Annotated in this window: 28 protein-coding genes and 2 pseudogenes; 3 read left to right on the top strand and 27 right to left on the bottom strand. The window is 46.0% G+C overall.

Annotated features, from left to right (window positions below):
• Window positions 1-236: 236 nt before the first annotated feature.
• The 8 genes from WQ57_RS25285 to spoIIIAA are packed head-to-tail and all read right to left on the bottom strand — an operon-like array spanning window position 237 to window position 5,377.
• The gene (locus tag WQ57_RS25285; protein WP_046526383.1) at window positions 237-800 is read right to left on the bottom strand and encodes a SpoIIIAH-like family protein; all 564 of its coding nucleotides are present in this window, start codon (window positions 798-800) and stop codon (window positions 237-239) included.
• Between the two features lie 3 nt (window positions 801-803).
• On the bottom strand, window positions 804-1,463 hold the full coding sequence (spoIIIAG, locus tag WQ57_RS25280) for a stage III sporulation protein AG (RefSeq protein ID WP_046526382.1): 660 nt from the start codon (window positions 1,461-1,463) through the stop codon (window positions 804-806).
• Window positions 1,464-1,470: 7 nt separating this feature from the next.
• Window positions 1,471-2,088 (bottom strand): stage III sporulation protein AF, encoded by a 618-nt coding sequence (spoIIIAF, locus tag WQ57_RS25275; protein WP_046526381.1) that lies wholly within the window; start codon window positions 2,086-2,088, stop codon window positions 1,471-1,473.
• A gap of 10 nt (window positions 2,089-2,098) precedes the next feature.
• Complete coding sequence (gene spoIIIAE / locus WQ57_RS25270; RefSeq protein WP_046526380.1) at window positions 2,099-3,289, bottom strand: stage III sporulation protein AE; 1,191 nt, start codon at window positions 3,287-3,289, stop codon at window positions 2,099-2,101.
• Window positions 3,290-3,309: 20 nt separating this feature from the next.
• Entirely contained in the window at window positions 3,310-3,699 is a 390-nt protein-coding gene (gene spoIIIAD, locus WQ57_RS25265) for a stage III sporulation protein AD (RefSeq protein WP_241481656.1), read from the bottom strand.
• Window positions 3,700-3,716: 17 nt separating this feature from the next.
• Window positions 3,717-3,920 carry a stage III sporulation protein AC gene (gene spoIIIAC, locus WQ57_RS25260; RefSeq protein ID WP_046526379.1) on the bottom strand — a complete coding sequence of 68 codons (204 nt, stop codon included), beginning with the start codon at window positions 3,918-3,920 and terminating at the stop codon, window positions 3,717-3,719.
• Between the two features lie 19 nt (window positions 3,921-3,939).
• On the bottom strand, window positions 3,940-4,455 hold the full coding sequence (gene spoIIIAB, locus WQ57_RS25255; protein ID WP_046526378.1) for a stage III sporulation protein SpoIIIAB: 516 nt from the start codon (window positions 4,453-4,455) through the stop codon (window positions 3,940-3,942).
• Window position 4,456: 1 nt separating this feature from the next.
• Window positions 4,457-5,377 carry a stage III sporulation protein AA gene (gene spoIIIAA / locus WQ57_RS25250; protein ID WP_046526377.1) on the bottom strand — a complete coding sequence of 307 codons (921 nt, stop codon included), beginning with the start codon at window positions 5,375-5,377 and terminating at the stop codon, window positions 4,457-4,459.
• A gap of 395 nt (window positions 5,378-5,772) precedes the next feature.
• Here spoIIIAA and WQ57_RS25245 point away from each other — a divergent pair, with 395 nt between their 5' ends.
• Entirely contained in the window at window positions 5,773-6,441 is a 669-nt protein-coding gene (locus WQ57_RS25245) for an SIMPL domain-containing protein (RefSeq protein WP_046526376.1), read from the top strand.
• A gap of 18 nt (window positions 6,442-6,459) precedes the next feature.
• Here the strand turns inward: WQ57_RS25245 and WQ57_RS25240 are convergent, their stop codons facing one another.
• From WQ57_RS25240 to WQ57_RS25185, 12 genes are all read right to left on the bottom strand, one after another.
• On the bottom strand, window positions 6,460-6,963 hold the full coding sequence (locus WQ57_RS25240) for a TlpA family protein disulfide reductase (RefSeq protein ID WP_046526375.1): 504 nt from the start codon (window positions 6,961-6,963) through the stop codon (window positions 6,460-6,462).
• Window positions 6,964-6,974: 11 nt separating this feature from the next.
• Complete coding sequence (locus tag WQ57_RS25235) at window positions 6,975-7,976, bottom strand: hypothetical protein (RefSeq protein ID WP_046526374.1); 1,002 nt, start codon at window positions 7,974-7,976, stop codon at window positions 6,975-6,977.
• Window positions 7,973-8,350 carry a hypothetical protein gene (locus WQ57_RS25230; protein WP_241481650.1) on the bottom strand — a complete coding sequence of 126 codons (378 nt, stop codon included), beginning with the start codon at window positions 8,348-8,350 and terminating at the stop codon, window positions 7,973-7,975. Before WQ57_RS25230 ends, WQ57_RS25235 begins: the two co-directional genes overlap by 4 nt.
• 13 nt (window positions 8,351-8,363) lie before the next feature.
• Window positions 8,364-8,879: a cytochrome c-type biogenesis protein gene (locus tag WQ57_RS25225; protein WP_046526373.1), complete on the bottom strand. Its 516-nt coding sequence runs from the start codon at window positions 8,877-8,879 to the stop codon at window positions 8,364-8,366.
• 1 nt (window position 8,880) lies between these two features.
• Window positions 8,881-10,863, bottom strand: a complete 1,983-nt coding sequence (locus WQ57_RS25220) for a heme lyase CcmF/NrfE family subunit (RefSeq protein WP_046526372.1) — start codon at window positions 10,861-10,863, stop codon at window positions 8,881-8,883.
• 20 nt (window positions 10,864-10,883) lie between these two features.
• Window positions 10,884-11,342 carry a cytochrome c maturation protein CcmE gene (locus WQ57_RS25215; protein ID WP_046526371.1) on the bottom strand — a complete coding sequence of 153 codons (459 nt, stop codon included), beginning with the start codon at window positions 11,340-11,342 and terminating at the stop codon, window positions 10,884-10,886.
• Window positions 11,343-11,355: 13 nt separating this feature from the next.
• A complete protein-coding gene (locus WQ57_RS25210; RefSeq protein WP_046526370.1) occupies window positions 11,356-12,399 on the bottom strand; it encodes a hypothetical protein in 1,044 nt (347 codons plus the stop codon).
• A 303-nt stretch (window positions 12,400-12,702) separates the two neighbouring features.
• Window positions 12,703-13,446, bottom strand: coding sequence for a c-type cytochrome (locus WQ57_RS25205; RefSeq protein WP_052948882.1), 744 nt, complete (start codon window positions 13,444-13,446; stop codon window positions 12,703-12,705).
• A 9-nt stretch (window positions 13,447-13,455) separates the two neighbouring features.
• Window positions 13,456-13,908, bottom strand: a complete 453-nt coding sequence (locus WQ57_RS27260; protein WP_338151922.1) for a PCYCGC motif-containing (lipo)protein — start codon at window positions 13,906-13,908, stop codon at window positions 13,456-13,458.
• 128 nt (window positions 13,909-14,036) lie between these two features.
• Window positions 14,037-14,594, bottom strand: coding sequence for an elongation factor P (gene efp, locus WQ57_RS25195; RefSeq protein WP_046526368.1), 558 nt, complete (start codon window positions 14,592-14,594; stop codon window positions 14,037-14,039).
• Window positions 14,595-14,614: 20 nt separating this feature from the next.
• Window positions 14,615-15,676, bottom strand: coding sequence for a M24 family metallopeptidase (locus WQ57_RS25190; RefSeq protein WP_046526367.1), 1,062 nt, complete (start codon window positions 15,674-15,676; stop codon window positions 14,615-14,617).
• A gap of 108 nt (window positions 15,677-15,784) precedes the next feature.
• A complete protein-coding gene (locus tag WQ57_RS25185) occupies window positions 15,785-16,303 on the bottom strand; it encodes a YqhR family membrane protein (RefSeq protein WP_046526476.1) in 519 nt (172 codons plus the stop codon).
• 151 nt (window positions 16,304-16,454) lie between these two features.
• Between WQ57_RS25185 and WQ57_RS25180 the strand changes: the two genes are divergently transcribed.
• Complete coding sequence (locus tag WQ57_RS25180; RefSeq protein ID WP_277620316.1) at window positions 16,455-16,955, top strand: SA1362 family protein; 501 nt, start codon at window positions 16,455-16,457, stop codon at window positions 16,953-16,955.
• A gap of 15 nt (window positions 16,956-16,970) precedes the next feature.
• On the opposite strand, the gene WQ57_RS25175 is transcribed toward WQ57_RS25180, so the two are convergent.
• From WQ57_RS25175 to WQ57_RS25155, 5 genes and pseudogenes are all read right to left on the bottom strand, one after another.
• Entirely contained in the window at window positions 16,971-17,858 is an 888-nt protein-coding gene (locus tag WQ57_RS25175; protein WP_046526366.1) for a patatin-like phospholipase family protein, read from the bottom strand.
• A gap of 91 nt (window positions 17,859-17,949) precedes the next feature.
• Complete coding sequence (splB, locus tag WQ57_RS25170) at window positions 17,950-18,975, bottom strand: spore photoproduct lyase (protein WP_046526365.1); 1,026 nt, start codon at window positions 18,973-18,975, stop codon at window positions 17,950-17,952.
• A 130-nt stretch (window positions 18,976-19,105) separates the two neighbouring features.
• Window positions 19,106-20,875 (bottom strand): annotated as a pseudogene (locus tag WQ57_RS25165) (vitamin B12-dependent ribonucleotide reductase); the annotation flags it as partial.
• 319 nt (window positions 20,876-21,194) lie between these two features.
• Window positions 21,195-21,989, bottom strand: a pseudogene (locus tag WQ57_RS25160) (ribonucleotide reductase N-terminal alpha domain-containing protein); the annotation flags it as partial.
• A 360-nt stretch (window positions 21,990-22,349) separates the two neighbouring features.
• A complete protein-coding gene (locus WQ57_RS25155) occupies window positions 22,350-23,186 on the bottom strand; it encodes a lipoate--protein ligase family protein (protein ID WP_046526364.1) in 837 nt (278 codons plus the stop codon).
• A gap of 186 nt (window positions 23,187-23,372) precedes the next feature.
• Between WQ57_RS25155 and WQ57_RS25150 the strand changes: the two genes are divergently transcribed.
• Entirely contained in the window at window positions 23,373-23,753 is a 381-nt protein-coding gene (locus tag WQ57_RS25150; RefSeq protein ID WP_046526363.1) for a rhodanese-like domain-containing protein, read from the top strand.
• 60 nt (window positions 23,754-23,813) lie between these two features.
• Here WQ57_RS25150 and gcvPB read toward each other — a convergent pair whose 3' ends face one another.
• Together gcvPB and gcvPA are read right to left on the bottom strand one after the other, a co-directional pair.
• Entirely contained in the window at window positions 23,814-25,274 is a 1,461-nt protein-coding gene (gcvPB, locus tag WQ57_RS25145) for an aminomethyl-transferring glycine dehydrogenase subunit GcvPB (protein ID WP_046526362.1), read from the bottom strand.
• Window positions 25,267-26,613, bottom strand: a complete 1,347-nt coding sequence (gene gcvPA, locus WQ57_RS25140) for an aminomethyl-transferring glycine dehydrogenase subunit GcvPA (RefSeq protein ID WP_046526361.1) — start codon at window positions 26,611-26,613, stop codon at window positions 25,267-25,269. Before gcvPA ends, gcvPB begins: the two co-directional genes overlap by 8 nt.
• Between the last annotated feature and the right edge of the window lie 12 nt (window positions 26,614-26,625).

Here is a 26,625-nt window from a genome sequence, read left to right as displayed (position 1 = left end):
TTTATGTATGATTAAGACTAGATACTAACACTATACGATAATACCATGCCTTTATTCAATATGTTACTATAAACCATAAAGTCTGTTTATTACCTCTATTTTAATATTTTCTGAATAAAATGGGAAACGAATCTCCAAAATAAAATAAAGTTATTGGAATTATTGCCCTCAGCAAGGCAATTGAGACCTTTCACTGAAAAATAAAAAAGACCGGGTTCATTCCCGGCCTTCTTCATTTATTTTTCCGGCTGAAAGGTTACTGCCACTGCCTGGTAGGCACCAAGCTCGCTTCTTACCATCTGGATGATTTCATTGGCTTCTGCTGGTGTATGATCCTGGGCCTTTACGGTAATCCGAACCTTTTCTCCATCAGCACGTACCAATGCATCTTCATACCCCATGGTCTTTATCAGAGTTTCAAGTACATTTTCTTTCTTTGAGATGGTGTCCAGATCCTTCATTTCATCATACGCCTTATTCCGCTGTTCAACTGGAAGGTCAGTGGATGCCACAATAGCCTGCAATTCAGCCTTTCTTTGACTTCGCTGATCCTCAAGGTCAAGCCTTAAGGCCTCGAACTGCTCATCGCTGGCGATTCCGGAAATGACGGCGTCCTCATCGCTTGTTTCCACCGGCTTTCCGTCTTCCTTCGCTGTTTCTTCACTAACATTCTCTTTCGGTTCCTCCACATTTGCAAGGTTTGAGCGGTTTGGTTCAGGCGAAGTGATATAATAGACACTCAGGACAACGACAAGACTCAACATGGTCAACAGCCAGACTGTTTGTTTTTTTAATAGCATTCTTTAATCCCCCTTGGTTTTTTTTGGCATAACCGCGACCCGATGACTGGGAACATCGAGCACCCTGGTAACTGCTTCGATAATCCATTTTTTCACCTGGACATTTTCAGCTCCCTTGGCGACGATGAGGACACCGCGGATAGCTGGTTTTTTCGTCTCCAGGACAATAGGTGTTTCATTTTCTCTCTTCCTGATGATGACAATTTGCTCATCTTTTGAAAGGTCCTCCACTCCGCGTTTCCCGCCCTCGCGGTCAATCTCATCTGTTTTCTGGGATTGGGTCACCGAGTTTTTCTCCAGCACCTTTTTTTCGGTAGCGTCAACATTGACTACTACTGTGACGTCTTCAACGCCCATGATTCCTTCCAACGCATCCTTAAGCTGGTTTTCGTAAGCTTCCTCGTACACTTTGATGATGCTGGTTTCCGAGTTGTTTTTCTGGCCGAATGCCGGAGCATCCTCCTCCGCCCCCTGCTGGCTGAAGACCGCCATATCATTCTCTGGCCCCTTTTGATTTCCAAACATGTTACCCAAAAGCATAACAGCAATTCCAAACACGATCACAATCAAAAGATATGGGTATTTGCCCGTTTTCTTTTCTGATGACTCCTGATTGAACAGCTGTTTCTTCAACCAGGTAATCGGCCCTTTATCATTGCTCATCCCTGTTCTATGTCCCCCCTTTTACGACAATTTGTATAGATGATTGCGGAACATTCCATTTTTCTGCCAGAAGAGAGGAAATCTCTTCATTTAATCTAGTGTTCTGGTCTGCTTGAAGGGGTTGGGCTGTATCAATTTCTACTTCTTTTACCACGGCCACTGCCGTATCCTCATCCCCACCGCTGACAACCTCCACCATGATTGACTGGAGATTTTGAGGGGACAGATTCTCTTCTGCTTCATCAGCTGTTACCTCGATTCCTGCAATTTTCATGCCGTGCCTTGCCATCAACTCCTCCTCTGCGTCCAGTTTCAGTTGGACAGCTGTTTGTTCTAAAATATATGCATGATGGGAGGCTTGTATTTCTTTTTTCTTTGATTCTATTAAATTTTCCATCTTTTTTGTTTGGACTGGATTTTGATAATTTGAGAGCGAGGACAGAGAGGCTTCAAAATCGCTGGAGAAAATTTTCATGATAGGTGACAAAATGATGGAGATCAAAAGGAGACCGATAACCACTTTCACATATTTTTGCAAATTGGAGTTCGGCAGGAGCATATCGATAACCGTTGCGAGCAGAATGAACAGGATGATATTGGTAATCCACTCTTTAAGAAATTCCATCTCGACCCTCCTATCGAACCATCATTGTCAGATTACCCGCTGCCACAATGACTGTGATGCTAAGGAAAAACATCAGGGAAACGATCGCCAGCGCTGCGAAAACATAGAGAATCGCTTTGCTGATCACATCCAGACAGGCGATGACCGGGCCTCCGCCCAAGGGCTGAAGGATAGCGGCGGCGAATTTATAAATAAAGGAAATAAGCAGGATTTTGACTGCAGGAAAGGCCGCAATAAACAGCAGGATGACCACACCTGCAAGTCCAACCGTATTCTTCAGCAGCACGGATGCGCTGATAACAGTGTCAGCTGCATCGGTAAAGACCCTGCCAATCACCGGAATGAAATTGCCGGTGATGAACTTGGCCGTCTTTATCGCAATTCCATCCGATACAGCTGTGGCAGCCCCCTGGACGGAAATCACTCCAAGAAACACCGTCAAAAACAGACCGAGAAGGCCGATGCTCCAATTGCGGAGCAATCCCGCCAGCTGGGTCACCTTATAATGCTCTGTCAGGATGCTGACGATGCTAAGGATCGCAGACAGCAGCAGGAGAGGAAGCACTACGTACTGGATGAACATCCCGCTTGTATTCATTAAAAACAATATAACCGGATGAAAAAACGATGCAGACACCACCCCGCCTGAAGCCGCAATAAGGGCAAGAAGCAGGGGGATTAACGCAAGGATGAATTGAATCATCGTTCCAATTGCCTTATTGGTGTAATCCATGACAACATGAAAACTATTAAGTGCAATGATAATCAGCACCATGAACACGATCGCATAGGCAACCTTGCTGACCGTACTCTTTTCAAAGGAATTCTGCAAAGTCTGCAAAAAGATGCTGAAGATGGTAAGGAGCACAAGCGACCCAAGCAGCTTTCCATTTGCAATAAACTCATGAAACATGAACTTGATAATGCCCGTCAGCCAATCTTTCAGGCTGAACTCTTTCTCGCCTTTTATAAAGTCATCCAGGCTTCCTTTCTGGCTCTCCGGAAGGAATCCGCCATATTCGGTGAGAATATCACTCCAAAACTGCTGAAGTTCATCGATTTGGAGCGCATCAAGCTGTTCATCCGCCATAGCCTCTGCCGTGGCGGGTGGCACCTGTCCAGCTGCAGTTTGTACACCGGGTTCAGGCAAGAACAAGACCAGCAATGCGATTCCGAATAAAGCCTGCAGTACATACTTCATTTTTTCACCCCTGATCGTGTTCATCCGGGAATTAACCGGAGAATAGTCTCAATCATAACAGTTAGGATAGGGATGGCCATGGCAAGAATAAGGATCTTTCCTCCTAACTCAATTTTGGATGCAATTGCCCCTTGTCCGGCATCTTTCGTAATCTGAGCCGCAAATTCCGCGATATAGGCGATGCCAATAATTTTTAAAATGGTCTCCACGTAGATAAGGTTCACCTTTGCATCTGAAGCCAGCCTCTCAATCATGTTGATGATCAGGTAGATTTGGTCAACGAGGAACAAGAAGATGGCGCAGCCGGTAAATACAATCAGCAAAAAGGCGAAATTCGGCTTTTGTTCTTTTAAGATGAGAGCCAGGAAGGTGGCCACCAGCGCCGCTCCTGTTATTTGCAAGATCTCAATCGCAGGACCCTCCCTTGTCACTGGAATAGGAAAACAGATTTTATTTTGTCAAAGAGGTCGTCGACGATTGATGCCACCATAAAGAGAATATAGATAAAGCCAAACAGTGTAACCCACTGGGCATATTCCTTCTTGCCCACCTGGTCTAAAATTGTATGCAAAAATGCGACAACAATCCCGACACCCGCAATTTTAAAAATGATATCGACTTCCAACCCCATCTTGTCTTCCTCCCATTAACTACATCAATAAGATGATTAGTAACAATCCGGATAAAAACCCGAGACTCTTGACCATTTTTTCATATTTGAGCTGGCGATCGCATGCATCCGCTTCTTCCCTTTCCAGATGTGTCATTGTCAAGATGATTTGTTTTTGCTGGGAGTAGCGATCATGGCGTCCCAAGGTTTCCCCAAATTGCTTGAGTATTTCAAATTCCCCGCGTCTTAGAGCAGTGTCCTTCCAGGTGAGCTTCAGGCTCTCTTCCCAGGCTGCGCCAGCTGTTGTTTCGGCACTTTCCAGTTTGTTGGCAAAGGTGGCAAATATGGAGGAAACAGGCTCTGTAAGCTGGTTTCCGATTTTTCTGGAAGCTTCATGGAGAGGTGCATGGCCAAACATGATTTCTGCTTCCAGCGCCTGGAGTGCCGATTTCAGCTGCCTCAGCTGCCTGGGCCGTTCACTAAAATGCCTTGATGCCTCTATGCCCGTCCAAGTGGTCGCCGTAATGATCAATGCTGCACCCAATAATTTGATCATTTTAGGTCACCTTCGCTTTAAGATCGAACTCTTGTCCATTTCCATCCTTGATTGAGGCGACCGTCCCTGGTCCTGTTGTTCTTGTTAGTTCAATGAAACGCTGGAAAATGCCCTGCTGTAATATCGGCCTTAAGGTTGGTCGCCTGTCGATGTCCTCAAGTTTATTTCCATGTGTGGTCATAACGAGCTTTATTCCAGCATTGACAGCCTCCATGATGGCAGCCGCATCTTCCTCTCTCCCTATTTCATCCACTATTAGCACATCAGGACTCATGGAACGGATCATCATCATCATTCCTTCCGCTTTGGGGCAGGAATCAAGGATATCGACTCTAGGTCCAAAAGTTAGCTGTGGGATACCATGCACACAGCCGGCAATCTCGGATCGCTCATCCACGATTCCCACTTTCATGGATGGAACAGGAAGCTTTGGGCAGCCAGTGGAAATCAGCCTGGCGATATCCCTTAATAAAGTCGTCTTTCCAGTTTGGGGAGGACCGATAATCATTGTGTGAAGCCATCCCTGGTCAAAAATTTGCGGGGCAATTTGTTCAGCAATGCCAATTTTCTCCCGGGCTATCCGTATATTAAAGGACGAAACATCTCTAATCGCTTTCACTCTGCCTTCTTCCAATATTACTTTTCCGGCTAAGCCGACCCGGTGTCCGCCTGCAATAGTGATATATCCGCGCTTCAATTCCTCTTCAAGGGTGTACATGGAAAAATTCCCGAGCTTATTCAATAGCTGAATTCCATCTTCCGGGGTCACGATATAAGGCAAAAAGACAGGCTTTCCGCGAACCGTCAATTCCAGCGGCCTTTGGATCCTAACACGGATCTCTTCCGGTCCCTGCTCAACAAAGGGAACCTCACTGAGGACGTCACAAATACGTTTTGGCAAAAAAGACATAATCTCCTGCATATCTATTCCTCCTGACTAATCCCTCCCATTACTTAAAATGTATGCACGCTTGGACACATTATGACTTCGCGCCAAGTGTTGAATGAGACAAATTCAGTTGTCGGCACAGGGTTAAAGAGCACATATAAAGGAGGAAACGGAAAATAATAAAGGAGAAAGGAGAGTTGTCCATGGTTAATAATCATAAGACTTTTCAGAAAAAGCAGAGGGACCTTAAAAACCGGTATATTGGAGGAGCACGCAACAATCAAACACCCCGGAAGTCCGATCCTGAATATAACAGCGGAAATAATACCGATATATCCCCCGGAGCTGCTGGCAGAGAATAAAAGACAGGAATGGATTCAGGCACAATCCATATATATGCTAGAAACAACTGTAACGGAGTGGTTAGGATGCATTCAGGGCAGGAGAAAGTGGCGGGTGTAAATAAACGTGCAACTATTTTGGTTCGGGGAAAAGGTATTGTAACTGCCAGACCAGATACGGCAAGCATTGTAATTGGTGCCGTTACTGAGGATGAAAACCTGCAAAAAGCACAGTCGGAAAATGCCAGCAGGATCAATGCCGTATTAACCGCACTGATCCAGCTGGGACTCAGCAGGGAGCAAATCCAGACAACGGACTACAGGATTGAACCTTACTATCAATTTGAAGATGGCAAGCAGGAATTCAAGGGCTATCGGGTCACACATATGCTCACCGTGAATGTGCCTGGGCCTGAAAGAGCCGGAACGGTAGTGGAATATGCCTTGAACAGCGGCGCCAACGAACTTGCGGGCATCACCTTTTCATCCTCCATTTCCCAGCAGCTTACCCTTAGAGCATTAACCCTGGCAATGAATGATGCCTTCAGCAAAGCATCGGCTATTGCAAATTCCATTGGAGTCCAAATCCATCAAGTGCCAGACGAAGTGGTGGAAGAGCATGTCTCCGACCTTCCACCACTTATGGCAATGGATGCCTCCACCGGGTCCGTCCCTGTTGAACCGGGAAGCATCAAAATCTCCGCTGCCGTTACCGTAAGATATTCCTACAAAAAACAAACAAGGCCCGGAACATGAACCCCGGGCCTTTCCTCATCAATATTCTTTTACCAAATCAAATAACCCCTCTTTCGTTATGGGTCCTTTATAATGTTCCCGAATCACACCATCTTTGTCGATTACGAAGGTTTCCGGCTGGCCAGTTACCGCAAACTGGTCTTTGACATCCATCTTGTAATCAAATAGATAGGTAGAGGTGGTTTGGTGCGTATCAGTAAATTTCTTTACCCGGTCCCTTGTCTCGCCCAAATCGATGATTAGAAGCTGGATCTCTTGCCCGTATTCCTGTTCGAACTTCTCCAGTTCAGGAGCCTCATCCACGCAAGGGCCGCACCAGGTGGCGAAAAAATTGAGCACTACGACCTTCCCTTTGAACTCGGATAGGCTTCTCCTCTCCCCTTCCATATCCTCAAGCTGGAAGTCGGGCGCTTTTTTGCCAAGCCCGGAAGCGCTATTTCCTTTATCAAGGTTTATTGCAAAATAGGCAAAGGCACTGATAATCATGAGCAGAACCAGTATTCTGGCTAATTTATTCTTCATCGTCTGCCTCCCTACTCCACAAATTGACGGAGATTTTGCTTCACAGTAATTAAGTGATCCTTGTAGGCCGCAAGTTTCGCCTGGTATTCCCCGGCGCCTATTTTCCCGTGGGAATGGTTTTCCCCAAGCTCCGCAATCCTGTCCATAATCGCATTCTGTCTGGCCAGAAGCTGCCGGAACTCGGATTCATAACGGTCTTCACCAAGTTTTTTTCCTTCAAGCTGCCTCTTCCACCTAAAATACGAATAATAGCCCATTCCTGCAATAGCAATGACTCCGAAGACAATCATAAGGATATGGGGGTCAAACCTTTTCAATGGGGACTGATCCCACATTCTGATATGCCCCGGGTTATGGAACTCGGGAGATGTTTTCGTGACAGTGCTGCCGGTTTGCCCAGACTCCTTCGAAGGGTGGGCATTCTGGGGAGCCTCTGTTGAAGCAGCAGCAGGCTGAACATCATCTTTCGAATATGAAAACTTGATTTCCTTGCCCGCCTCATTATTAGCCACATTGTAGAGCCAGTAGGAAGTGCCGTCTATTTGCATCGTCTGTGGGGCGCCTATGCCTGCATGTGCAAACTTTAAACTGCCATCGCCTTCCGCAATAAGAATCTGCATGGCTTCGAGGGAATAGTCCGGCTGCAGCACCACAGGGACGCCCGCTGGAATTTCATAGCTGTAGGAAAGGACTTGTGATTCGTTTGGCTGGATCGGCTTGGAAGTAGAAAAAGAGTTATTGCTCTTGATTACCCCTGGACCATCTTCCTGTACCTGCAGGTTTATGGCTCCCGGAGGAAGCGGAATTGTCAAAACACCTTCTTCTCCTGCACCTTTGTATACCTCACTGCCAATATTGGAATAGGTGACCATGTGCTTAACAAGGATGTTTCCGTCTTCCATAGGGTCGACAACAAGATAATGCATATCAACCCGAATCGGCTCTGCAATGGCTTCAGCCTGTATCAAGGGTATAAACATGAGAGATAGAAACAGAATGGCAATTCTTTTCATTTCATTCCGTCTCGCTTGGTCAGTTTGTGTTTCCTAATGGTTTCCTCTATTTCCCGTTCCACTTCCTCCAGCAGGCTGTTATCATGTTCATGGGAGGCTTTTTGCTCATTTGCTCTGATTATCTTGCCAACCTGGATTTCATATTGTTTTTTCAAATGAAAATAATCAGTATCTGACAGCTTCCCCATTTTATGATCAAATTCCAGTTCGTTTAAGGTAGTCAACAATTCCTCCTTTGAGTGGTTCTCGTTTATTGGGTTGGATTGCTTGGTTACATAGGCATCCCAGGTAAAATAGGGGTACGCCGTCAGAAATAGCGAGACAAGCACAAGAGCTGCCGTTAGAACCATCGAGATAATTGTAATCTCTGGCATTTTTGTTCACATCCTAAAGGTACTTTTTGCGTTCTTCATCAATGATGGAAGAAAGAATTTCCTCCTCCACTTCATCCTCTATCGCCAGGACTTCCTCCGGGGTGCTTTCTTTACCCCTGCCGCTCACCCATCTGCGGAGAAGAAGGAATATCCCTGTTCCTGCACCGCCAATGGCGGCAAATGGAAGCACCCAGGCAGTCAAGCTGAAACCCTTCTTTTCCGGAGCCGTAAGAATTTCCTCCCCCAGCATCCCGACGTAATACTCACGTATCTCATCCTTATCCATTCCTTTTTTCATCATCGAGATCAAATCCGCCTTAAAAGCGTCCGTGTTTGCACAGCCAGCCATATCACAGGCATAATGGTCCTGACCGCAGCCGCAGGTGCACATGAACTGGGAAGCAACGGCCTTGAACTCCGGAGACTTGTAGTCGTTTTCATTATTGGTCTCCGTTGCATGTGTTTGCAGCAGGAAGGATTGCAGTCCGAACAGCAGGAGCAGGAAACAGAATGCAAGTTTCCTCTTCACTTTATGCCACCTCTTTCATTACACCAGTGTATTTTGGCGTGATATTCTGGTACCTTCCATTCCAGATGGCAAACAGAGAACCGATTACGACCATGACGGAGCCAATCCAGAGCCAGCTGATCATTGGGTTTATCTTAATGATGAAAGTAGCCGTTCCATTCTCTTCCCAAGTGCTTAACACCATGTACAAATCCTCTGCAATGGAAGTTTGCAGAGCAACTTCGGAAGAAGGCTGATCCCAGTTGCCGTAGAATATTTTTTCCGGCTGGAAGACTCCCAGCCTTTCCCCATTCTTAAAAACGGTCAAATCCGCATACACAATATCGTTTATCCCTTCCGACCGCTGGTCAAGGCGTTCGTATGTGATTCGGTAATCCTCGATGTCAACAGACTCTCCAGGCTTTAACGTCTTCATTGTTTCAACATCGTAATTTTGTGAGCCAATAATGCCCATGGCGATAAACGCAATCCCAATATGGACAATATAGCCGCCATAGCGCCGCCTGTTTTTTGTCATCAGCTTATAGAGCGCAGTAGGGATCCTTTCCTTTGTCATCTTTCTCCTGGCTTTTACTCCTCTGTAAAACTCGAAATAATGCGTGATGAACAGGAAAATGATGACTCCATACCCGATTACCGCCCATGCTTTTTGAATTCCCAGCGTAACCATCAACGTCATGCCGGCAAGACTCAGGATGGAAGGCAGCAGGAAGTTCTTTTTCAAATTCTTTGCCGATGAGCGCTGCCAAGCAAGCAGCGGGCACACGGCCATTACAAACATCATTCCAAGGAGGATCGGTGCCTGTACGGTGTTGAAGAAAGGGATCCCGACCGTAACCTTCGTGCCGCGGACGGCCTCGGATACAAGCGGGAAGATTGTGCCCCAAAAGACAGCAAAGGCTGAACCGACAAGAAGCAGGTTATTGATTAAGAAGCTGCTCTCTTTTGAGACAAATGATGTGAATTCCCCTGCACTTCTTTTTAAAAGATGGTATCGGCTCATTAATACATAAAGGGCTCCAACAACAGCAATGCCCATGAATATCAGGAAGTACATACCAAGGTTTGAATCAGCGAAAGCATGTACAGAGGTGAGTACTCCGCTCCGCACAAGGAAGGTTCCGAATAAGGTCAAAGCGTACGACAGGATGATTAACGAGATGTTCCAAACCTTCAGCATATTTTTTCGTTCCTGGATCATGACGGAATGAAGGAAGGCAGTTGCGGTCAGCCATGGCATAAAGGATGCATTTTCAACCGGGTCCCATGCCCAGTATCCTCCCCAGCCCAGCTCTACATAAGCCCATTGTCCGCCCAGGATATTGCCAAGCGTCAGGAAAAGCCACGCGATGATGGTCCACCGTCTGGTCATCTTAATCCAGAAGTCGTCCATATTTTTCAGGATCAAGGCAGCCATGGCAAAAGCAAACGGCACAGCCAAACCAACATACCCAAGGTAAAGCGTGACAGGATGAACAATCATGCCCGGGTTCTGAAGCATCGGATTCAGGCCCCTTCCTTCAGCAGGCACATAATCAAGCATGGTGAAAGGCTGGGCTACAAAGCCAAGCACAATGTAAAAGAAAATCGTATTGACAAGCAAGATGGCAGAAATATAGGGAACCATGGGATTGCCTTTCATTTTTCTGGAGTAGGCAATCATGGCGGTATACATGGTTAAAAAGAATGTCCATAATAACAGGGAGCCTGAATTACCCGCCCATAAAGCAGCCAGCTTATACCCCATTGGCAGTTCGCTGCTCGTGTAATTATTGACATATTCATAGACAAATTGGGAGGTTCCCAAAAGATAGAGCAATACAGCCGCTGCCACTGCTGTACAAATAAAGACAGCCAGCACCCCGCCTTTTCCGCTGTTGACAAGCCGCTGCTGCTTGGTTTTAATGCCTGCCATAAGAATGACCAGGGAATAAACAGCCATGGCCAGCCCCAAATAGATTGCTGCGTTACCCAGTAAATACATATTGTCCACCTTCTTCTAGTCTAATCAGTTCCCTCTTCCGGGGACTTGTCTAGTTTGTCTTTATGGAATTCAGGGTCATAATTTTCCATATCTTCGCCTTCATATTTCGAAGGACATCTTGTTTTTACCGTTTCAGCCTCAAACGTCCCATCTTCTTGAATGAAGCCTTGAAGAATCGCAATGACACCCTCAGAGAAATTGTCCGGCCTTACTCCTTGGTGGGATACCCTCAACCTGTTTCCTTCCTCGTCCTGAACTTCAAATTCCAGAAGAATTTCATCCGCGTTCCATTTGATCGACTCCTCGATAAGCAAGCCTTCAACTGTAATATAGTTCTCTCTGTACTTCTCGCCATTCTCAACTAGCTCCTTCAATTTCAGTTCCACTCCGCTGGATGCCGGGGTTGCCGCAAGAAGCAATAATAGAATGGCCCCGGCGATTGCAAATCCTCCAATCATGACAAGAGTGTTCTTTTTCATTCCTCTCACTCCTTTAAATTAGTTTTCTCATTTTTTCTTCATATGTTTTTTCATCTATTTTTCCTGTCAAAAGCTTGTTCCGCAGTTGTTTCTTCTCTTCGGCAATGTCCCTGGCTTTAGGAGCAACATAACTTGCTTTTCTGGCAGGAGTTTTGCTGCGGTTATTTTGCGCATTAGTGTTCGGTGCCTTGCCCATAAGGCCGTAATAGATGAAGGCCCCGGCAATGATGACGGATATTCCGATAATTATAGCCCCGGCCGTTCCGATGATTGGAGAGGTTCCAGGCGTCCCTGAACTGTTTCGAAGCTCCGGCTCCCCTTCACTCGATCCGTTATGGTTTTCATCATTTGGAGGGTTTTGCTTGCTGATCAGGGAAAGCGTTGATTCGTGGCCATCTTTTATGTAGGATGCCGTATAGGAAACAGGCTTGTCCTTCTTGACATTCGAATACTGGAAATAATGGAGTTCTTGGCCATAATCACTCTTGGATATATTATCCGCCTGCTGATTAAGCTTGAAAGCTTCCGCCTTGACGGGGGTGAAAACGATGATGTTCAACTGGTCAATTCCTGCGGGAGGATTGTAGCTGAATTCAAACTCTTTCTCTGCTCCGGACACCATGAACGGACTTGAATAATATTCAATGACAAACTGATAGCTTTGCCCCTTTTTTATGCCCTCGGCAGGCTGCCATGTCAGCACCCCCTTTTCTTTATCCACCTTGTGCGGACGCTGGATTTCCGGCTTATCCTCTGCAGGGAACTCGGCAACAAGATACACGCTGAAATTCCCATCTTCTGCAGGGACCGGGAATTCCAGTTCACCTTTAAAATCCTGCCCGCTCTCATTTGTTATTGTTCCGTAAAAGGCACTAAGCAGGCTTGGTTTGTCTCCCTTCCAATTCTCGGGGTAATCGAATTCCGGCATAACCTGAATGGTCATTTCCTTATAAGGAAAATTCTCGGCTACAAAGCGTTCTTGTGCCTGTGCGCTGTTTAGAACAAAAGATGCGGAAATGAAAAAGGCCATGATGATCGACAGCCATTTTTTTAACATGCAGATCCTCCTTTATTTCGGGTCGTTTCTATCACATTTAATGTCTTGCTAATTTTAACTATAGTAGGCTTTGGGGGAAAACGCTCAGGGAGATTTGAACATTTTGTTACCCCGCAAAAAACTTTAGGATTCTGTCAAAAAATCCACAAAAAGTATTCACCAATTCCTTCGGATGAGTTTTAACACTATAATCATGTTCTTAATAGTGTATTTACGACATGAGCGGCGGGATGAACGAGTGGACGGGAGAAGTGGAGCGGCCTCATTGAGCCGTCATTCCCAAAAATAAGAAATAGCCTTCCATCATTGATTTGTGGAAGGCTCTTTTTCATCTGGTGTGTTTGATTCTGCATTTTCAGAGGGATGAAGCTGTGATTCCCGAGGGTCATAATTTTTTACTAAGTCCTGGCGAATATAGCTGATAATATCGGTGATTTGCTGCTCTTCCAGCTGCCTTACACCCTCCAGTCCCTTGAGGGACGGGCCCATCCGCGTATTTTCCCGGCCATAGGCCGCTGACAGCCACATTTGTTCATCTGTTGTCTGCTCCAATCGGTTGGGATGGGTGATAGCTGTAGCTGTTCCTTTCAACCCGCTGCCTGTCAAGCCATGACAATTGGCACAATATAGGTTAAAGAGTTTTCCCCCGTTTAACGGATCGCCATCGAATGCTGTCAGAGCCTCCATTTCCACAGGCTTTGTTTGCCAGCTCCTAATGTAGGAAACCAGCTGGCCAATTTGCTCCTTTTCCAGGATCGATCCATACTCCGGCATCATCGCCTCCGGCCTGCCATCTTCAATATGCTTTGAAAGATCTTCATTGGTATAGATGCTGAGGTAATTCTGATTATTGAGAGCGGTACCGGCCAGCGTACCCTCGCCCTTGCCATTTTCGCCATGGCAGGCAAGGCAAAGCTGGTTATACAGCTTTTCGCCCTGCTGGATATAAACCTTTTCTTCCTTGCTAGGCATTTGAGAAATAAAAGCTGTTACTGCAACTGCCAAAATAATCCCTGCTGCAGACAGCCAAAATATTATTTTCCGCATTTTTCCCTCCTATTGTGGAGCGGATGTTGGTGTCGGATTTCCATACTTCTCGTACTTTTTCGTGATTAACCGGTAAATTTCCTTAATGTCTTTTCCATCCTGTTCCATTTCTACCGCCTCCCGGGCGATATCTACACAAATGTCTCAGGCTATGCCATGGGGATCCCATTCGTTCACAGCATGATCCGGCCCCATGTCCTTAACAAAGCAATCAAGATTATTCATATGGCCGGCGCTTGCATTACAATTACAGTAACAAGGAACAGAAGCAAGGACCTCGGGATAATTAGCTGCCATTAAATAAGTCTCCTGGACAATCGGGGACGAGTTCAGAACATAATCCGGCATAGCGGCATGTTTGGTTTCAAGAACAAGCTCCTGGGTTTCAGCCCCTGAACTGCATCCAGAAGCAAGCCCTATGGTCAGTAACCCGGTTACAATTAAAGCACTCAATCTTTTCAATAATGTCACCCACTTAAGTTAAGATGATTTCAGGGTTATTTTATCAGAAAGCAACTATATAAATAGTGAAAAAATATTACTAATTGGTGAATAAAAAAACCTGCTTGCAAGGGCAAGCAGGTTTTGCATTATGCGCGGGAAACATAAGAGCTTTCAGTAGTATTGATAATCAGGCGATCTCCCTGGTTAATAAAGAATGGGACTTGAACAGTAAGGCCTGTTTCAAGAGTTGCAGGCTTGGATCCGCCTGAAGCAGTATCACCTTTAATTCCTGGCTCAGTTTCAGTCACTTCAAGTTCAACTGTATTCGGAAGCTCCACTCCGAGAGTTTCACCTTGATACATCATAATGGATACTTCCATATTTTCCTTAAGGAATTTCAACTCGTACTCAATGGATGCTGCCGGCAGTTCAATTTGCTCGTAGGATTCATTGTCCATGAAGACATGCTGATCTCCGTTTGCATACAGATATTGCATTTTGCGGTTGTCAATCTGTGCTTTCCCAACCTTCTCGCCTGCGCGGAACGTTTTTTCCTGGACAGCGCCAGTGCGCAGGTTGCGAAGTTTGGATCGGACAAAAGCGGCGCCTTTTCCTGGTTTCACATGCTGAAAATCCATGACACGCCAAATGCCATTATCCACTTCAATCGTCAAGCCTGTTTTAAAATCGTTAACTGAAATCATGTTAGTCCTCCTAGCTTTTCTTAAAGAATAATCAGCTCTTTAGTTGAATGTGTAAGCCGCTCATTCTGGTCTTCAGTAATGACAATATCATCCTCGATCCTGACTCCGCCAAGGCCAGGTATGTAAATTCCCGGTTCAACGGTGACAACCATCCCGGTTTCAAGTACCACATCGGATTTGAACGAAAGTCCGGGGCCTTCATGAACCTCAAGGCCGATGCCATGGCCTGTCGAATGTCCGAAATATTCTCCATATCCATGTTCAGTGATATAATCCCTTGTTAAAGCGTCTGCCTGCTTCCCGGTCAATCCCGGCTTGATTCCAGCAACACCGCGCAATTGGGCATCCAGTACAATCTGATAAATTTCCTTTAGTTTATCGGATGGCTGTCCTACTGCTACTGTTCTGGTAATGTCCGAAACGTATCCTTTATAGTACGCTCCAAAATCGAGGGTCACAAAATCGCCGGATTCGATCACCTTGTCACTGGCAACGCCATGCGGAAGGGCCGAACGATGTCCGGAAGCGACAATGATATCAAATGAAGAGGAAGCTGCTCCCAGAGACCTCATATGGAATTCCAATTCGTTGGACACCTGAAGCTCTGTCAAGCCGGGGCGAATGTAATCAAGGATATGTTTAAATGCAGCATCGGCAATATCTGCTGCTTCCTTTAATATCTTAATCTCTGCCTTTGTCTTAATCAAGCGTAACTTTTCAATTTCTCCAGAAACAGGGACAAGTTCGGCGCCGATTTCCTTCTCAAACACCTTGAAGGCTGAAAATGTAACATGGTCTTCCTCAAAGCCCAGTTTGCTTATACCCAGTTTTTTAACCTGCGAAGCCACTTCATTGGCAATCGTCCCCTTGTGCTGGATGATTTCATATCCCTTGCATTGCGCCGCAGCCTGCTCCGTATAGCGGAAATCTGTAATAAATTGTGCTTTTCCTGCAGAAATCAAGACTGCGCCGGCTGATCCAGTAAAGCCGGTCATATACCTTCGGTTGTAGCTGCTTGTAATGAGCATGGCATCAAGACTAAGGCTTTCCAGCCGCTCCTGCAATTTTTGGATTTTTTCCATATGGACCCTCTCCTAACTCGTGAAAAAAAGAATGTTCAATAAGAACATTCTAACATAACTGAAATCTTGCGTACTACTTAGAAGAACAAAGAGGACAGGTAAGACCCATCAGGCTGGCGCTTCTTCTCTCTGATCCCTTTTCCCGTTGCGCTCTGCTTCTTCAAAGGAGATGGAATACCCGACGAATACCCCAAACAGAACATAAAAGCACGCTGAAGTGATCAAGGTGTTCCTGGAAAGTTCCAAAAATGGCTTTATTCCTGGAAAAATAGGATTCAATACATAAAAAACGAGCAGGAATAGTGCTCCTCCATAAAGTGCCCCCACCCAGAGACTATCAAATTTCCTTAAAAGTGCATAATATACAATAGCAGCACCAATTGATATGAGACCGATGGACAGAATCGAAAAGACCGTGCCAATCCAACCCTTTTTCCAATCTCCGAGTGCCCATGGCTCCAAAATTACATTCGGCCTTATTTCGGTAAAATTAAAAACATATGCCAGCAAAGCGAGCGAACTCCATAATATGCCGCCTACCAGTCCCGTAATTATCACCATGCTGATAAAAGACATGGGTTTTTCATGCTGGTTTTGTTCCAGCCTTTTTTCATTTTCTTCTCCCATCATGCAGCACCTCCTTTTATTATTATGTCCATCGCCCTTCAATCTATTGCATAAAATCCATTTGCTGGTTCACACTTATTTTTCGGGGAAACAAAGCGATAACCTAGAGGTTTGATGTTTTTTTTAGTAAGATATAGGTAAGTATAGAATTATGGGGCTTTGGTTTTATTGGAAACCGGGAAGGAAAAACCTCTGCTCTTGGAGAAATTGTATAAATAATTTCATTCCTGGTTTAAAAACAAAAAAAATTGCTCATGATGCTCATAGGGAGGTGGCTTTTTTGAAAAATCGGACGTCATTTTATATTGTTGCAGGATTAATCTCTCTTGCAATAATAGGTATTATTTCGCAGCTGGTTAATAATCCGGCCGGTTTTTTCCGTTCAATCGCCATAATGGTGTTGATTGTTGCCGTAATCTTTTTCCTCATTAATCGTTTTTCCAAAGCTGGCCCTCAAAAACATGAGCAGCGAGCATTCAATAAAGCAGCAAAACAATCAAAAAAACGATTCCAGCATAAAGAAAGCCATACATCTGGCAAACGCACGCCAATCGGGTCGCTGTCCGCGGCAAGAAAAAAGAAGAAAGATGCATCCCACCTGACTGTGATTGAAGGAAGGAAAGGGAAAAAGAAAAATCGGGCCTCCTTTTGAGCCCGATTTTTTTTGCTAATAGCCCCACTTTCTGAAAAAATCCATGGCGCATTTATACCCGAGCTGGATAAGATCCTGTTTTTTGCCGGAGGTCAGTTGAAACTCCGTAGCCAATACTCCCTCAGTCGGAATAAATATGATATTTTTTTCATGCTTCCGTGAAATGTACCTGGAATCATGAGCGTCTTTCATGGTTTCGAATAGAGCTTCGAACATCCTGATGGCGTTTTTGATTTCATGGCGGGGATGTTCGGCAAGATTATGGCTTAGTTTGATGCCCAGGACCGGACGGGTTTTTTTTACATTTTCCTTATCAAACAGCCACATTGGAAAATTGCTGAGGACCCCACCATCGACAATAACACTGGTCCCGCCCCCATATTCCTTCAATTTGACTGGCTCAAAAAAATATGGAAGGCTGCAGCTCATCCTGACAGCTTTGGCAATCGGAAAGGAACGGGGGTCTATTCCGTATTTTGGCAAGTCATCAGGAAGAATGAACAGCCTTCCATTGGTGAGGTCTGAAGCGACTATCCTCAAAGCATCTGGCGGGAGATCGCCAAAAGTTCTTAAACCTTTGTCAGCAAGCTTTTCAGTGAGCCACTTTTCAAGCTCTTTTCCTTTATACAGGCCGAGCCGCCAATAAATGAACAGCCATTTTGCCAAAGCAGAAGGAATAAGATTGTTCCGTGAGTCCATGAAAGTTTTTAAGTCCATTTCATCGACAAGCCGGGTTATTTCTCCGCTTGTATACCCCGCAGTGATGAGGGCAGCAACGATTGAGCCGGCACTCGTGCCGGCTACCCTTTTGAAGGCAAACCCTTTTTCTTCAACAGCTGCATAAGCTCCAATAAGGGCGAATCCCTTGATCCCTCCGCCTGAAAACACGCCGTCTATATACATACAAGTCCACCCCTGTCAGTAACTTGCTTGTTACATCTTTAAGCGGATTCGCTGTAAAATAGTACGGCGTACAAGGCGAAAATTTATGGAATCAAGTAAAATATTGGACTTCAGCCTCCGGGAAGTAAGATTTGATGTACTCCCGGATCGTGGTTTCAAGTTCATTGGCCTGTTCGGGCTGATAGACATATTTGCCAATGCCGTAACGCCCCCATTTATATTTGCGTTCTTCTTCATTCATTTCAAGCTTTGTCTTCGGATAGCGCTTCATGATGACTTTTTTGGCTGGTTTTGTAAAGCGGTGCTGGATCAGTTCAAAGGTCAAGTCTCCCAGCTGTATCCCCTCAAGCGAGTGGTGCAGGCGCTCGAACAATTCACGATAGCCTTCTTCCCATCCTTCATGGCGGTAGATCGGTGCGACAATGAATCCTAAAGGATAGCCTGCGCCAGCCACTTTCCGGGCTGCTTCAAGCCGTTCATCAAAAGACGAAGTGCCAGGTTCAAAATTTTTTATTACAAACCGCGAATTGACACTGAAGCGGAAACGCGTCTTCCCATTATGTTTTGCATCAAGCAGATGGTCAACATGGTGGTATTTCGTAACAAACCTCAGCCTTCCATATTCGGTCTGTCCAATGAATTCGATCGTCTTTTTCAATGCATGTGTCAGGTGGTCAATGCCGACGATATCGGAAGTACAGGCTGCTTCAAACCGGGTGATTTCCGGTTTCCTTTCCTCAATATACTTTTCGCTTTGTTCAAAGATTTCCTCCAGATTGACATAGGTGCGGATATAGGGTTTGCTTCCGAGTGTGGTCTGCAGGTAGCAGTAATGGCAATGACCCATGCAGCCTGTTGCCAAAGGGATGGCGTACTCGGCGGAGGGCTTGGACGTATCAAATTTAAGTGTTCTCCTCACTCCAACGACAAGAGTCGACTTTGCATTGCGGTATTGCTGAAGTTCATTGTCTCCGGGAATGTTCCTGACCTGGTTATGGGAAGTGGTTTCCCTGATTTCTAGGCCCATGCCTTCAAACTTTTCCTTTAGCTCACGGCCGAGGGGATATTCCAAAGCTTGCGGTTCAATATAGACGAGCTGGGGGGTAAATGGTTTCATCCTTCAACCTCATTTCTTCCAGATTTCTTATTTGTTAGTATGAGCCTGAAGGTGGAAAAGAGGTTATCGAAATTTTTCCAGTGAATAAAAAAGAAGCAGGACTCTAATAGTCCTGCTCCATTCGCTTTATTTACAGTCCGCACTTAAGCTGTGCGTTACAGTTTGTACATGTATTGCAGCCGCCAATTTCCTTGACTTCGCCTTTACGGCAAACCGGGCAGGTGTTGCCAACCTCTGAACCGATGGTCACGTTCGTCGAACGCAGTTCATGGATGGTGTCCACTAATACGACATGCTGTTTTGCTTTTTCTTTCTTTGCTGTTTTATCTTCTTCTTCAAAGCTGTTTTCTTCCGCCTTTAGGGTCAGTACCTGTGTATCACGGGAGCCGTCAACATAAACGGTGCCGCCTTTTGCACCGCCTTTATAAAGACGCTCGTACACGGCTTCCACCTGTTCAACGCTGTATCCCTTCGGCGCGTTAACGGTCTTGCTGATGGAGCTGTCAATCCAGCGCTGGATGACGCATTGTACATCTGCATGCGCTTCTGGCGCAAGCTCCATTGCTGTTACAAACCAGTTTGGCAGGTTATCTGGATCTGCTTCCGGGTTTTGCTGCAAGTATTCCTCAACGATATCCGCTTTTACTTCGATGAATTTGCCAAGACGGCCGCTTCTGAAGTAAGAGAAAGAGAAATATGGTTCAAGTCCTGTAGAGACGCCAACCATTGTACCAGTGGATCCCGTCGGAGCCACAGTCAGCAGGTGCGAATTGCGAATGCCATTTTCAAGGATGGCTTCGCGTACATCTTCAGGCATTTTTTTCATAAAGCCTGTGTTGATGAACGCATTCCTTAAAGAATTCGTTTCTTCTGCAGTTTCACCATCCAGGAATGGGAAGCTGCCCTTTTCTTTAGCAAGTTCTACTGATGCGCGGTATGCAGTGGTAGCAATTGTTTCGAATACTTTATCAACCAGCTCATTGCCTTTCTCTGAACCGTATTCTGTTTCGCAGTAGATCAGCAGATCGTGAAGGCCCATTACTCCAAGCCCGACACGGCGTTCGCCAAGTGCCTGCTTTTTGTTTTCTTCAAGGAAGTAAGGCGTTGCATCAATGACGTTGTCCTGCATTCTTACGCCCACTTCTACTGTGCGCTTTAATTTTTCAAAGTTAACTGTCTTTGTTTCTTTATCAGCCATTTCGGCAAGGTTGACAGCTGCAAGGTTACAAACACTGTATGGTGCGAGGGGTTGTTCCCCACACGGGTTCGTCGCAACAACCTTTTGCCCATAAGCTTGGGCGTTTGTCTCGTCATTTGCATTGTCGATGAAGAAGATGCCTGGCTCAGCGGAGTAGGTGGCACAAATGTTGATCAGGTTCCAGAGTTCTTTCGCCTTGATCTTTTTATACGTGCGCACTTTATAGCCAAGCTTTTCCCATTCGCGGACATCGCCGACTTTATGCCATTCTTCGTTGTAGGTCTCCATCGTTTCTGGATCATAAGACTCTACATCAGGGAAGCGTAATGCAAAATCGCCGTCATTCTCGACTGCTTCCATGAATTCTTTTGTCAATGTGACAGATATGTTTGCCCCTGTCAGGAATTCCGGATTGTGAACAGTATAGTTTCCGCCTGTCTGAAGCTTTTCTTCAGCCGCCTGGATGATTTCCGCGCTGAAGCCGCCGTATCCCGGAATATTTTTATAGTTCACGATTCCCTGGTACATCGCTTCTTCCTGCAAGGTCAGCGGAGTGAACTTCAATTTTTCCTTCGCATGCTTTTTAATCGTTTCATCCTCGGTGTTTTCAATAAGGAAACGGAGGATGCGGGGGTTTTGCATTTTCGAAATGATGAATTCAATGATGTCAGGATGCCAGTCGGCCAGCATGATCATTTGTGCCAATTTGTTGCGTTGAGTCGCTACATCAACTCTCTAGGTCACCCCAGAGTTCAGACCATATCTTACATCCACTTGGAATGTCCTCGCACTTCGGAATCGCTTGATTCCTACTCTACTCACTTCCGCTTATGTAGCGTGTTTTCGATGGTCGTTGAACCTTCTCCTTTTAAGGAGCTTGGCTGCTGGTTGTCTTTATCCACTCACTTGTTTTTAAGCCTTCACGTTTACCGTTTCCAGTTCCGTTGTAGCCAGCAAGCCATTAAAGAGTTCCCAGCAATTCACGAGGTTTTTTTATAGACGAGGCACTTTATGCTGTTTTACCACGTCTTGATCCACCCTGCTCAACCAAATGCGTCAGTTTTGCAATATCATCCAGCCAGGATACCGATCCTGAGGATTTGCCGTTTACACCTTTAGCAAGCGTGTTGCGCGGACGGAGAGTTGAACCGTTGGTGCCTACACCGCCGCCGCGGCTCATGATCTCCATTACCTGCTTTCTGTGCTCGGAGATTCCTTCGCGGGAATCCTGGACAAACGGCATTACATAGCAATTAAAGTATGTAACGTCCGTATCAGCGCCTGCTCCGTACAGCACCCGGCCTGCCGGAATGAAGTTGAGATTCGACAGTTCCTGATAAAACTTTTCGAACCACTCTTTCCGCTTCTCCTCCGTTTTTTCAACAGAAGCAAGGCCCGTTGCATTGCGTTTTGCAATCTGTTCATAAAAAACTTCAAGCGGCTTCTCAATTACATCGAGAGACTTTCTGATGATGCCAGTCCTTGCTTCCTCCGGCTCATCCAATACACCACGGAATTCCTCATCAACCTGGACGGTTGCATATTTTGATTCCCAATCTATATCTAGTATAAATCCGAGTCCGCGTGCCGGAAACTTTGGATCCTCTTTGATGGTAAGAACAACAAAATCGCCCTCTGACAAGGTTACTTTCTCCGTATCCTTGAATGTATACCGATCCAGCATGACAAGACGGGATACCCCTTTGTGGGTGGTCTTCATGTCAGGTGTAATGGGATGGACCTGAGGAAACAGGCTAATATCCTTGTTCAGGTTCTCAATATTAATATTCATTTTTCGGCCTAGCTCAACAGACATAATCACATCTCCTTCTAGTAAAATTCAGAAATACCGTCCAGTTTAAAAGGTTTAGAGGAAATCTCTGCTCATTCTGGATGTACTTTCGAATTACCCTTACGTTATCATATCAAAACACCATAAATCAATATATAGTGTATTTTTAATTTTCGACAACACAACATATTGATTTTAGGTCAACTCCATTTAAATTTGTCAAACCAGAAATCCATAAGAAAAAAGAGAGAATAAGAGAGAAAGCCAGTTATATGCCATAAAACGATAAATTTCAACAAATTTCACAGCTTGCATTTTCCCACTGCCGGAAAAGACCTTTTCAGAAAAGGAGCAAAAAGAAAAAGCGGTCCTTGGCCGCCCTCTTTATCTTTTGAAGGTCCACTCTTCAGATTCGTATTTTTTCTTTGCCAGCTGTTGGACATAGTCCATTTCATCAGAACTAAGGGTATAGGGTTCCAGTCCGATATCCAAAGCTTCCTTAAAGCCCTCCCTGAAGGCCTGCTTGGCTTCATCAATGCGGATTCTCCGCGAGCTGATTTCATTGATTGCAACCGCCTTGGTTTTAAAAGCATTCTGCATCCGCTCTTTAACCCGTTCGTTTGGGTATTTAAATAGACTGAACAGCTTGTCTTCATCCAAATCGAGCAATATGGCACCGTGCTGGAGGATGACACCCTTTTGACGGGTCTGTGCACTTCCGGCCACTTTTCTGCCTTCCACCACTAGTTCATACCAGCTTGGTGCATCAAAACAAACAGCCGACCGCGGATTTTTGAGGGCACTTTTCTCATCATCACTTTTAGGGACCGCAAAATACGCATCCAGGCCCAGCCTTTGAAACCCTTTTAAAATCCCTTCCGAAATCACCCTGTACGCCTCTGTGACAGTCTTGGGCATATCGGGATGATCTTCAGAGACAATGACACTGTATGTAAGTTCATGTTCATGAAGGACCCCGCGTCCGCCAGTCGGGCGGCGCACAAAACCAAGGCCATGCTGTTTCACGGCCTCCATGTTGATTTCTTTCTCGATCTTCTGAAAATAACCGATAGAAAGAGTAGCTGGATTCCAGCCGTAAAACCGGATAACAGGCGGGATTTTCCCTTCGCTGTGCCAATCAAGCAGCGCTTCGTCAAGCGCCATGTTGAAGGATGGCGAACCATCGCCCGAATCAATATATCTCCAAACTTCTTTCATGATGCAACCCCACTTATCCTAATAGCTTTTAAGTCTATCATAGTCTAACAAATTAAATGGCAAATTCAAAGCATGCCGTATTCCAGCCGCTTTGTCGAAAAAGATAATATTTCAACTAATTCCCTTTGCTCTCGTACACAATCACTTATATAATATAAGGTGGCAGTTAGTTCGAAAGGAGAAAAAACATTGGAAACACTTTATTTCATTTTAATTCTACTTGGAGTAATCATCGCTTACTCTGCCTTCATGTATTTCTATCAGCGTCGTATCGTAAAAACCTTGACGGAAGATGAGTTCAAAGCAGGATATCGGAAGGCCCAGCTTATTGATGTCCGTGAACCAAATGAATACCAGGCCGGCCACATCCTTGGGGCAAGGAACATCCCGGTTTCCCAGTTGCGCATGCGCATGAAGGAAATTCGCCCGGACAAGCCTGTTTACCTATATTGCCAAAGCGGAGCCCGCAGTGGCCGCGCAGCCCAAATGCTCCACAGAAAAGGCTATAAGGATTTATCCCACCTGCAGGGCGGCTTCAAAAAATGGGGCGGCAAGATTAAAACAAAATAATTCCAATTGATAACCCCCCTCTGGTTTGACCAGAGGGGGGTTTTTATGTCCTGCATTTATTTAGCTTTTTTGATAGCGCAAAACTGGTTTTCTCGCCGCGGTAGCCTCATCGAGCCTTCCAATCACCGTGCTGTGCGGAGCTTCCTGGACGATTTCAGGATTCTCCTCTGCCTCCCTGGCAATCTGGATCATGGCGTCAATGAAGGCATCAAGCGTTTCCTTCGACTCTGTTTCGGTAGGCTCAATCATGATGCACTCTTCCACGTTCAGAGGGAAGTAGATGGTTGGCGGATGATAGCCAAAGTCGAGCAGCCTCTTCGCTATATCAAGCGTTCTGACTCCCAGCTTCTTCTGGCGTCTTCCGCTTAATACAAATTCGTGCTTGCAGTGCTTATCATACGGCAAATCATAATGTTCAGCCAGCCTTCTCATCATATAGTTGGCATTTAGAACCGCGTATTCTGTTACTGCCTTCAAGCCATCAGGCCCCATACTGCGGATATAGGTATAAGCACGGACGTTGATGCCGAAGTTGCCGTAGAAAGGCTTTACACGGCCAATGGACTGCGGACGGTCATAGTCGAAGACATACTGGTCATCCTGCTTGGTAAGAATCGGCTTTGGCAGGTATGGGATCAAATCCGATTTTACTCCTACCGGACCTGAACCCGGGCCGCCTCCGCCGTGAGGACCGGTAAATGTCTTATGGAGATTCAGGTGTACAACATCGAATCCCATATCCCCTGGACGGGCTTTTGAAAGCACCGCGTTAAGGTTTGCTCCGTCATAATAGAGCTTGCCGCCGGCACCGTGGACGATTTCGGCCATTTCGACGATATGCTCTTCAAATAATCCTAAAGTATTCGGGTTGGTCAGCATGAGGGCGGCTGTATCAGGTCCTACGACCTTTTTCAAATCTTCAAGGTCAACAAGTCCGTCTTCATTTGATTTTACCGTCACCGTTTCAAAACCTGCCACGGTGGCGGATGCCGGATTTGTTCCATGAGCAGAATCCGGGACAATGACCTTTGTTCTTTCCAGGTCACCGTTGCTCTCGTGGAAAGCGCGGATCATCATCAATCCTGTCCACTCACCGTGAGCACCCGCAGCAGGCTGCAAAGTAACTTCATCCATTCCGGTGATCTCGATCAGATGCTGCTGAAGGTCATACATCAATTCAAGGGCACCCTGGACGGAACTTTCATCCTGCAGCGGATGCACATGGGCAAAGCCATTGTACCGGGCAACATTTTCATTGATCTTCGGATTGTATTTCATTGTGCAGGATCCCAATGGATAAAATCCGGAATCAACTCCGTGGTTGCGCTTGGAAAGAGCCGTATAGTGGCGCATAATATCCAGCTCGGAAACTTCCGGCAGTTCGGCCTCTTCTTCACGGAGATAGCCTTCCGGCAGCAATTCGGATAAATCTGCTTCCGGCACATCCATTTCAGGCAGGCTGTATCCTACACGTCCCGGGCTGCTTAGTTCAAAAATGAGGTGCTGATCTTCCTTATGCATGGCAATCCCCCAATTCTTCCACAAAGGTATCGATTTCTTCCTTGGTCCTGAGTTCCGTGACCGCAATCAGCATATGCTCGTTCAATTCGGGATAATCCCTGCCAAGGTCATAGCCGCCAATAATTCCTTTTGCCAAAAGCTCTTCATTGATGGCTTTGACCGGCCTGTTCATCTTGACGACAAATTCATTGAAGGATGGTCCTTCAAAGACAATCTCGAATCCCGATTTCTTAAAAGCGTTACGCGCATAATTGGCCTTCTGGATATTCGCAATCGCCATTTCCTTCACGCCTTTTTTGCCGAGGGCTGTCATCGCTACGGATGCAGCAAGAGCGTTCAGAGCCTGATTGGAACAAATATTGGACGTTGCTTTATCGCGGCGGATATGCTGTTCCCTAGCCTGCAGGGTCAGCACGAATCCCCGGCGTCCTTCATCATCCTTGGTCTGGCCGACAAGGCGACCCGGTATCTTTCTCATTAACTTTGAAGTAACCGAAAAATATCCGCAGTGCGGCCCGCCAAATGCAGCAGGGATCCCGAACGGCTGCGCATCCCCGACGACGATATCCGCACCGAATTTTCCAGGAGGAGTCAAAGCTCCCAGTGCAAGCGGGTTGCTTGAAACGACAAACAGGGACTTTTTGGAATGGGCAATCTTTTCAAGTTCATTCATGTGCTCAATGCGCCCAAAGAAGTTTGGATACTGGACAATGACTGCCGCTGTATTCTCGTCTGCCATTTCCTCAAGTGCCTCAAGGTCAGTGATTCCATCCTTGAACGGTACCTCCACCACATCAATGTATTGGCCCTTGGCGTATGTTTTGACTACGTCTTTCGCCTCTGGGTGGACAGCCGCTGAAATAAGGACCTTCTTCCTTTTCGTTTGGGCTGCACTAAGCATGGCGGCTTCAGCAAGAGCTGTGCCTCCGTCATACATTGAGGAGTTTGCCACATCCATGCCGGTCAGCTCGCAAATCATCGTCTGGAATTCAAAGATGGCCTGCAGCTCTCCCTGTGAAATTTCCGGCTGGTAAGGAGTATAGGCAGTATAGAATTCGGAACGGGAAATAACATGGTCAACAATCACAGGCATATAGTGGTCATATACTCCTGCCCCAAGAAAGGATGTATTGGTTTTTAAATCGGCATTTTTGCCAGCCATCCTTGCCAGTTCCTTCATTAGTGCCGGTTCGGATTTGGCCGGCTTGATTTTGTATTCACCCTTAAAACGGACACTTTCCGGAATATCGCTGAATAACTCATCCACAGAAGATACGCCAATCGCATCCAGCATAGCGGTCTTATCGCTTTCAGTAAGCGGCAGATAACGGTGCTTCATAAGTTCCCCCTC

Source organism: Mesobacillus campisalis (genome assembly GCF_000986785.1).
In the GTDB taxonomy this organism is placed as follows: Bacteria; Bacillota; Bacilli; order Bacillales; family Cytobacillaceae; genus Mesobacillus_B; species Mesobacillus_B campisalis.
The sequence above is the reverse complement of the archived record's forward strand: the minus strand, read 5'-3'. Positions and strand labels throughout refer to the sequence as shown.

Excerpts from the sequence above, each read along its gene's own strand:
- gcvPA (WP_046526361.1), bottom strand. The coding sequence starts at position 26,613 with ATGAAGCACCGTTATCTGCCGCTTACTGAAAGCGATAAGACCGCTATG.
- spoIIIAA (WP_046526377.1), bottom strand. The coding sequence starts at position 5,377 with ATGCAGGAGATTATGTCTTTTTTGCCAAAACGTATTTGTGACGTCCTC.
- efp (WP_046526368.1), bottom strand. The coding sequence starts at position 14,594 with ATGATTTCAGTTAACGATTTTAAAACAGGCTTGACGATTGAAGTGGAT.
- WQ57_RS25175 (WP_046526366.1), bottom strand. The coding sequence starts at position 17,858 with ATGTATATAGACGGCGTGTTTTCAGGCGGAGGGATCAAGGGATTCGCC.
- spoIIIAG (WP_046526382.1), bottom strand. The coding sequence starts at position 1,463 with ATGAGCAATGATAAAGGGCCGATTACCTGGTTGAAGAAACAGCTGTTC.
- WQ57_RS25235 (WP_046526374.1), bottom strand. The coding sequence starts at position 7,976 with ATGAAAAGAATTGCCATTCTGTTTCTATCTCTCATGTTTATACCCTTG.
- splB (WP_046526365.1), bottom strand. The coding sequence starts at position 18,975 with ATGAAACCATTTACCCCCCAGCTCGTCTATATTGAACCGCAAGCTTTG.
- WQ57_RS25180 (WP_277620316.1), top strand. The coding sequence starts at position 16,455 with ATGGGGCTTTGGTTTTATTGGAAACCGGGAAGGAAAAACCTCTGCTCT.
- WQ57_RS25190 (WP_046526367.1), bottom strand. The coding sequence starts at position 15,676 with ATGGAAAAAATCCAAAAATTGCAGGAGCGGCTGGAAAGCCTTAGTCTT.
- WQ57_RS25230 (WP_241481650.1), bottom strand. The coding sequence starts at position 8,350 with ATGCCAGAGATTACAATTATCTCGATGGTTCTAACGGCAGCTCTTGTG.
- WQ57_RS25285 (WP_046526383.1), bottom strand. The coding sequence starts at position 800 with ATGCTATTAAAAAAACAAACAGTCTGGCTGTTGACCATGTTGAGTCTT.
- WQ57_RS25220 (WP_046526372.1), bottom strand. The coding sequence starts at position 10,863 with ATGTATTTACTGGGTAACGCAGCAATCTATTTGGGGCTGGCCATGGCT.
- spoIIIAE (WP_046526380.1), bottom strand. The coding sequence starts at position 3,289 with ATGAAGTATGTACTGCAGGCTTTATTCGGAATCGCATTGCTGGTCTTG.
- WQ57_RS25245 (WP_046526376.1), top strand. The coding sequence starts at position 5,773 with ATGCATTCAGGGCAGGAGAAAGTGGCGGGTGTAAATAAACGTGCAACT.
- spoIIIAC (WP_046526379.1), bottom strand. The coding sequence starts at position 3,920 with ATGGGGTTGGAAGTCGATATCATTTTTAAAATTGCGGGTGTCGGGATT.
- spoIIIAF (WP_046526381.1), bottom strand. The coding sequence starts at position 2,088 with ATGGAATTTCTTAAAGAGTGGATTACCAATATCATCCTGTTCATTCTG.
- gcvPB (WP_046526362.1), bottom strand. The coding sequence starts at position 25,274 with ATGCATAAGGAAGATCAGCACCTCATTTTTGAACTAAGCAGCCCGGGA.
- WQ57_RS25240 (WP_046526375.1), bottom strand. The coding sequence starts at position 6,963 with ATGAAGAATAAATTAGCCAGAATACTGGTTCTGCTCATGATTATCAGT.
- WQ57_RS25205 (WP_052948882.1), bottom strand. The coding sequence starts at position 13,446 with ATGCGGAAAATAATATTTTGGCTGTCTGCAGCAGGGATTATTTTGGCA.
- WQ57_RS25215 (WP_046526371.1), bottom strand. The coding sequence starts at position 11,342 with ATGAAAAAGAACACTCTTGTCATGATTGGAGGATTTGCAATCGCCGGG.
- WQ57_RS25185 (WP_046526476.1), bottom strand. The coding sequence starts at position 16,303 with ATGGGAGAAGAAAATGAAAAAAGGCTGGAACAAAACCAGCATGAAAAA.
- spoIIIAB (WP_046526378.1), bottom strand. The coding sequence starts at position 4,455 with ATGATCAAATTATTGGGTGCAGCATTGATCATTACGGCGACCACTTGG.
- WQ57_RS25210 (WP_046526370.1), bottom strand. The coding sequence starts at position 12,399 with ATGTTAAAAAAATGGCTGTCGATCATCATGGCCTTTTTCATTTCCGCA.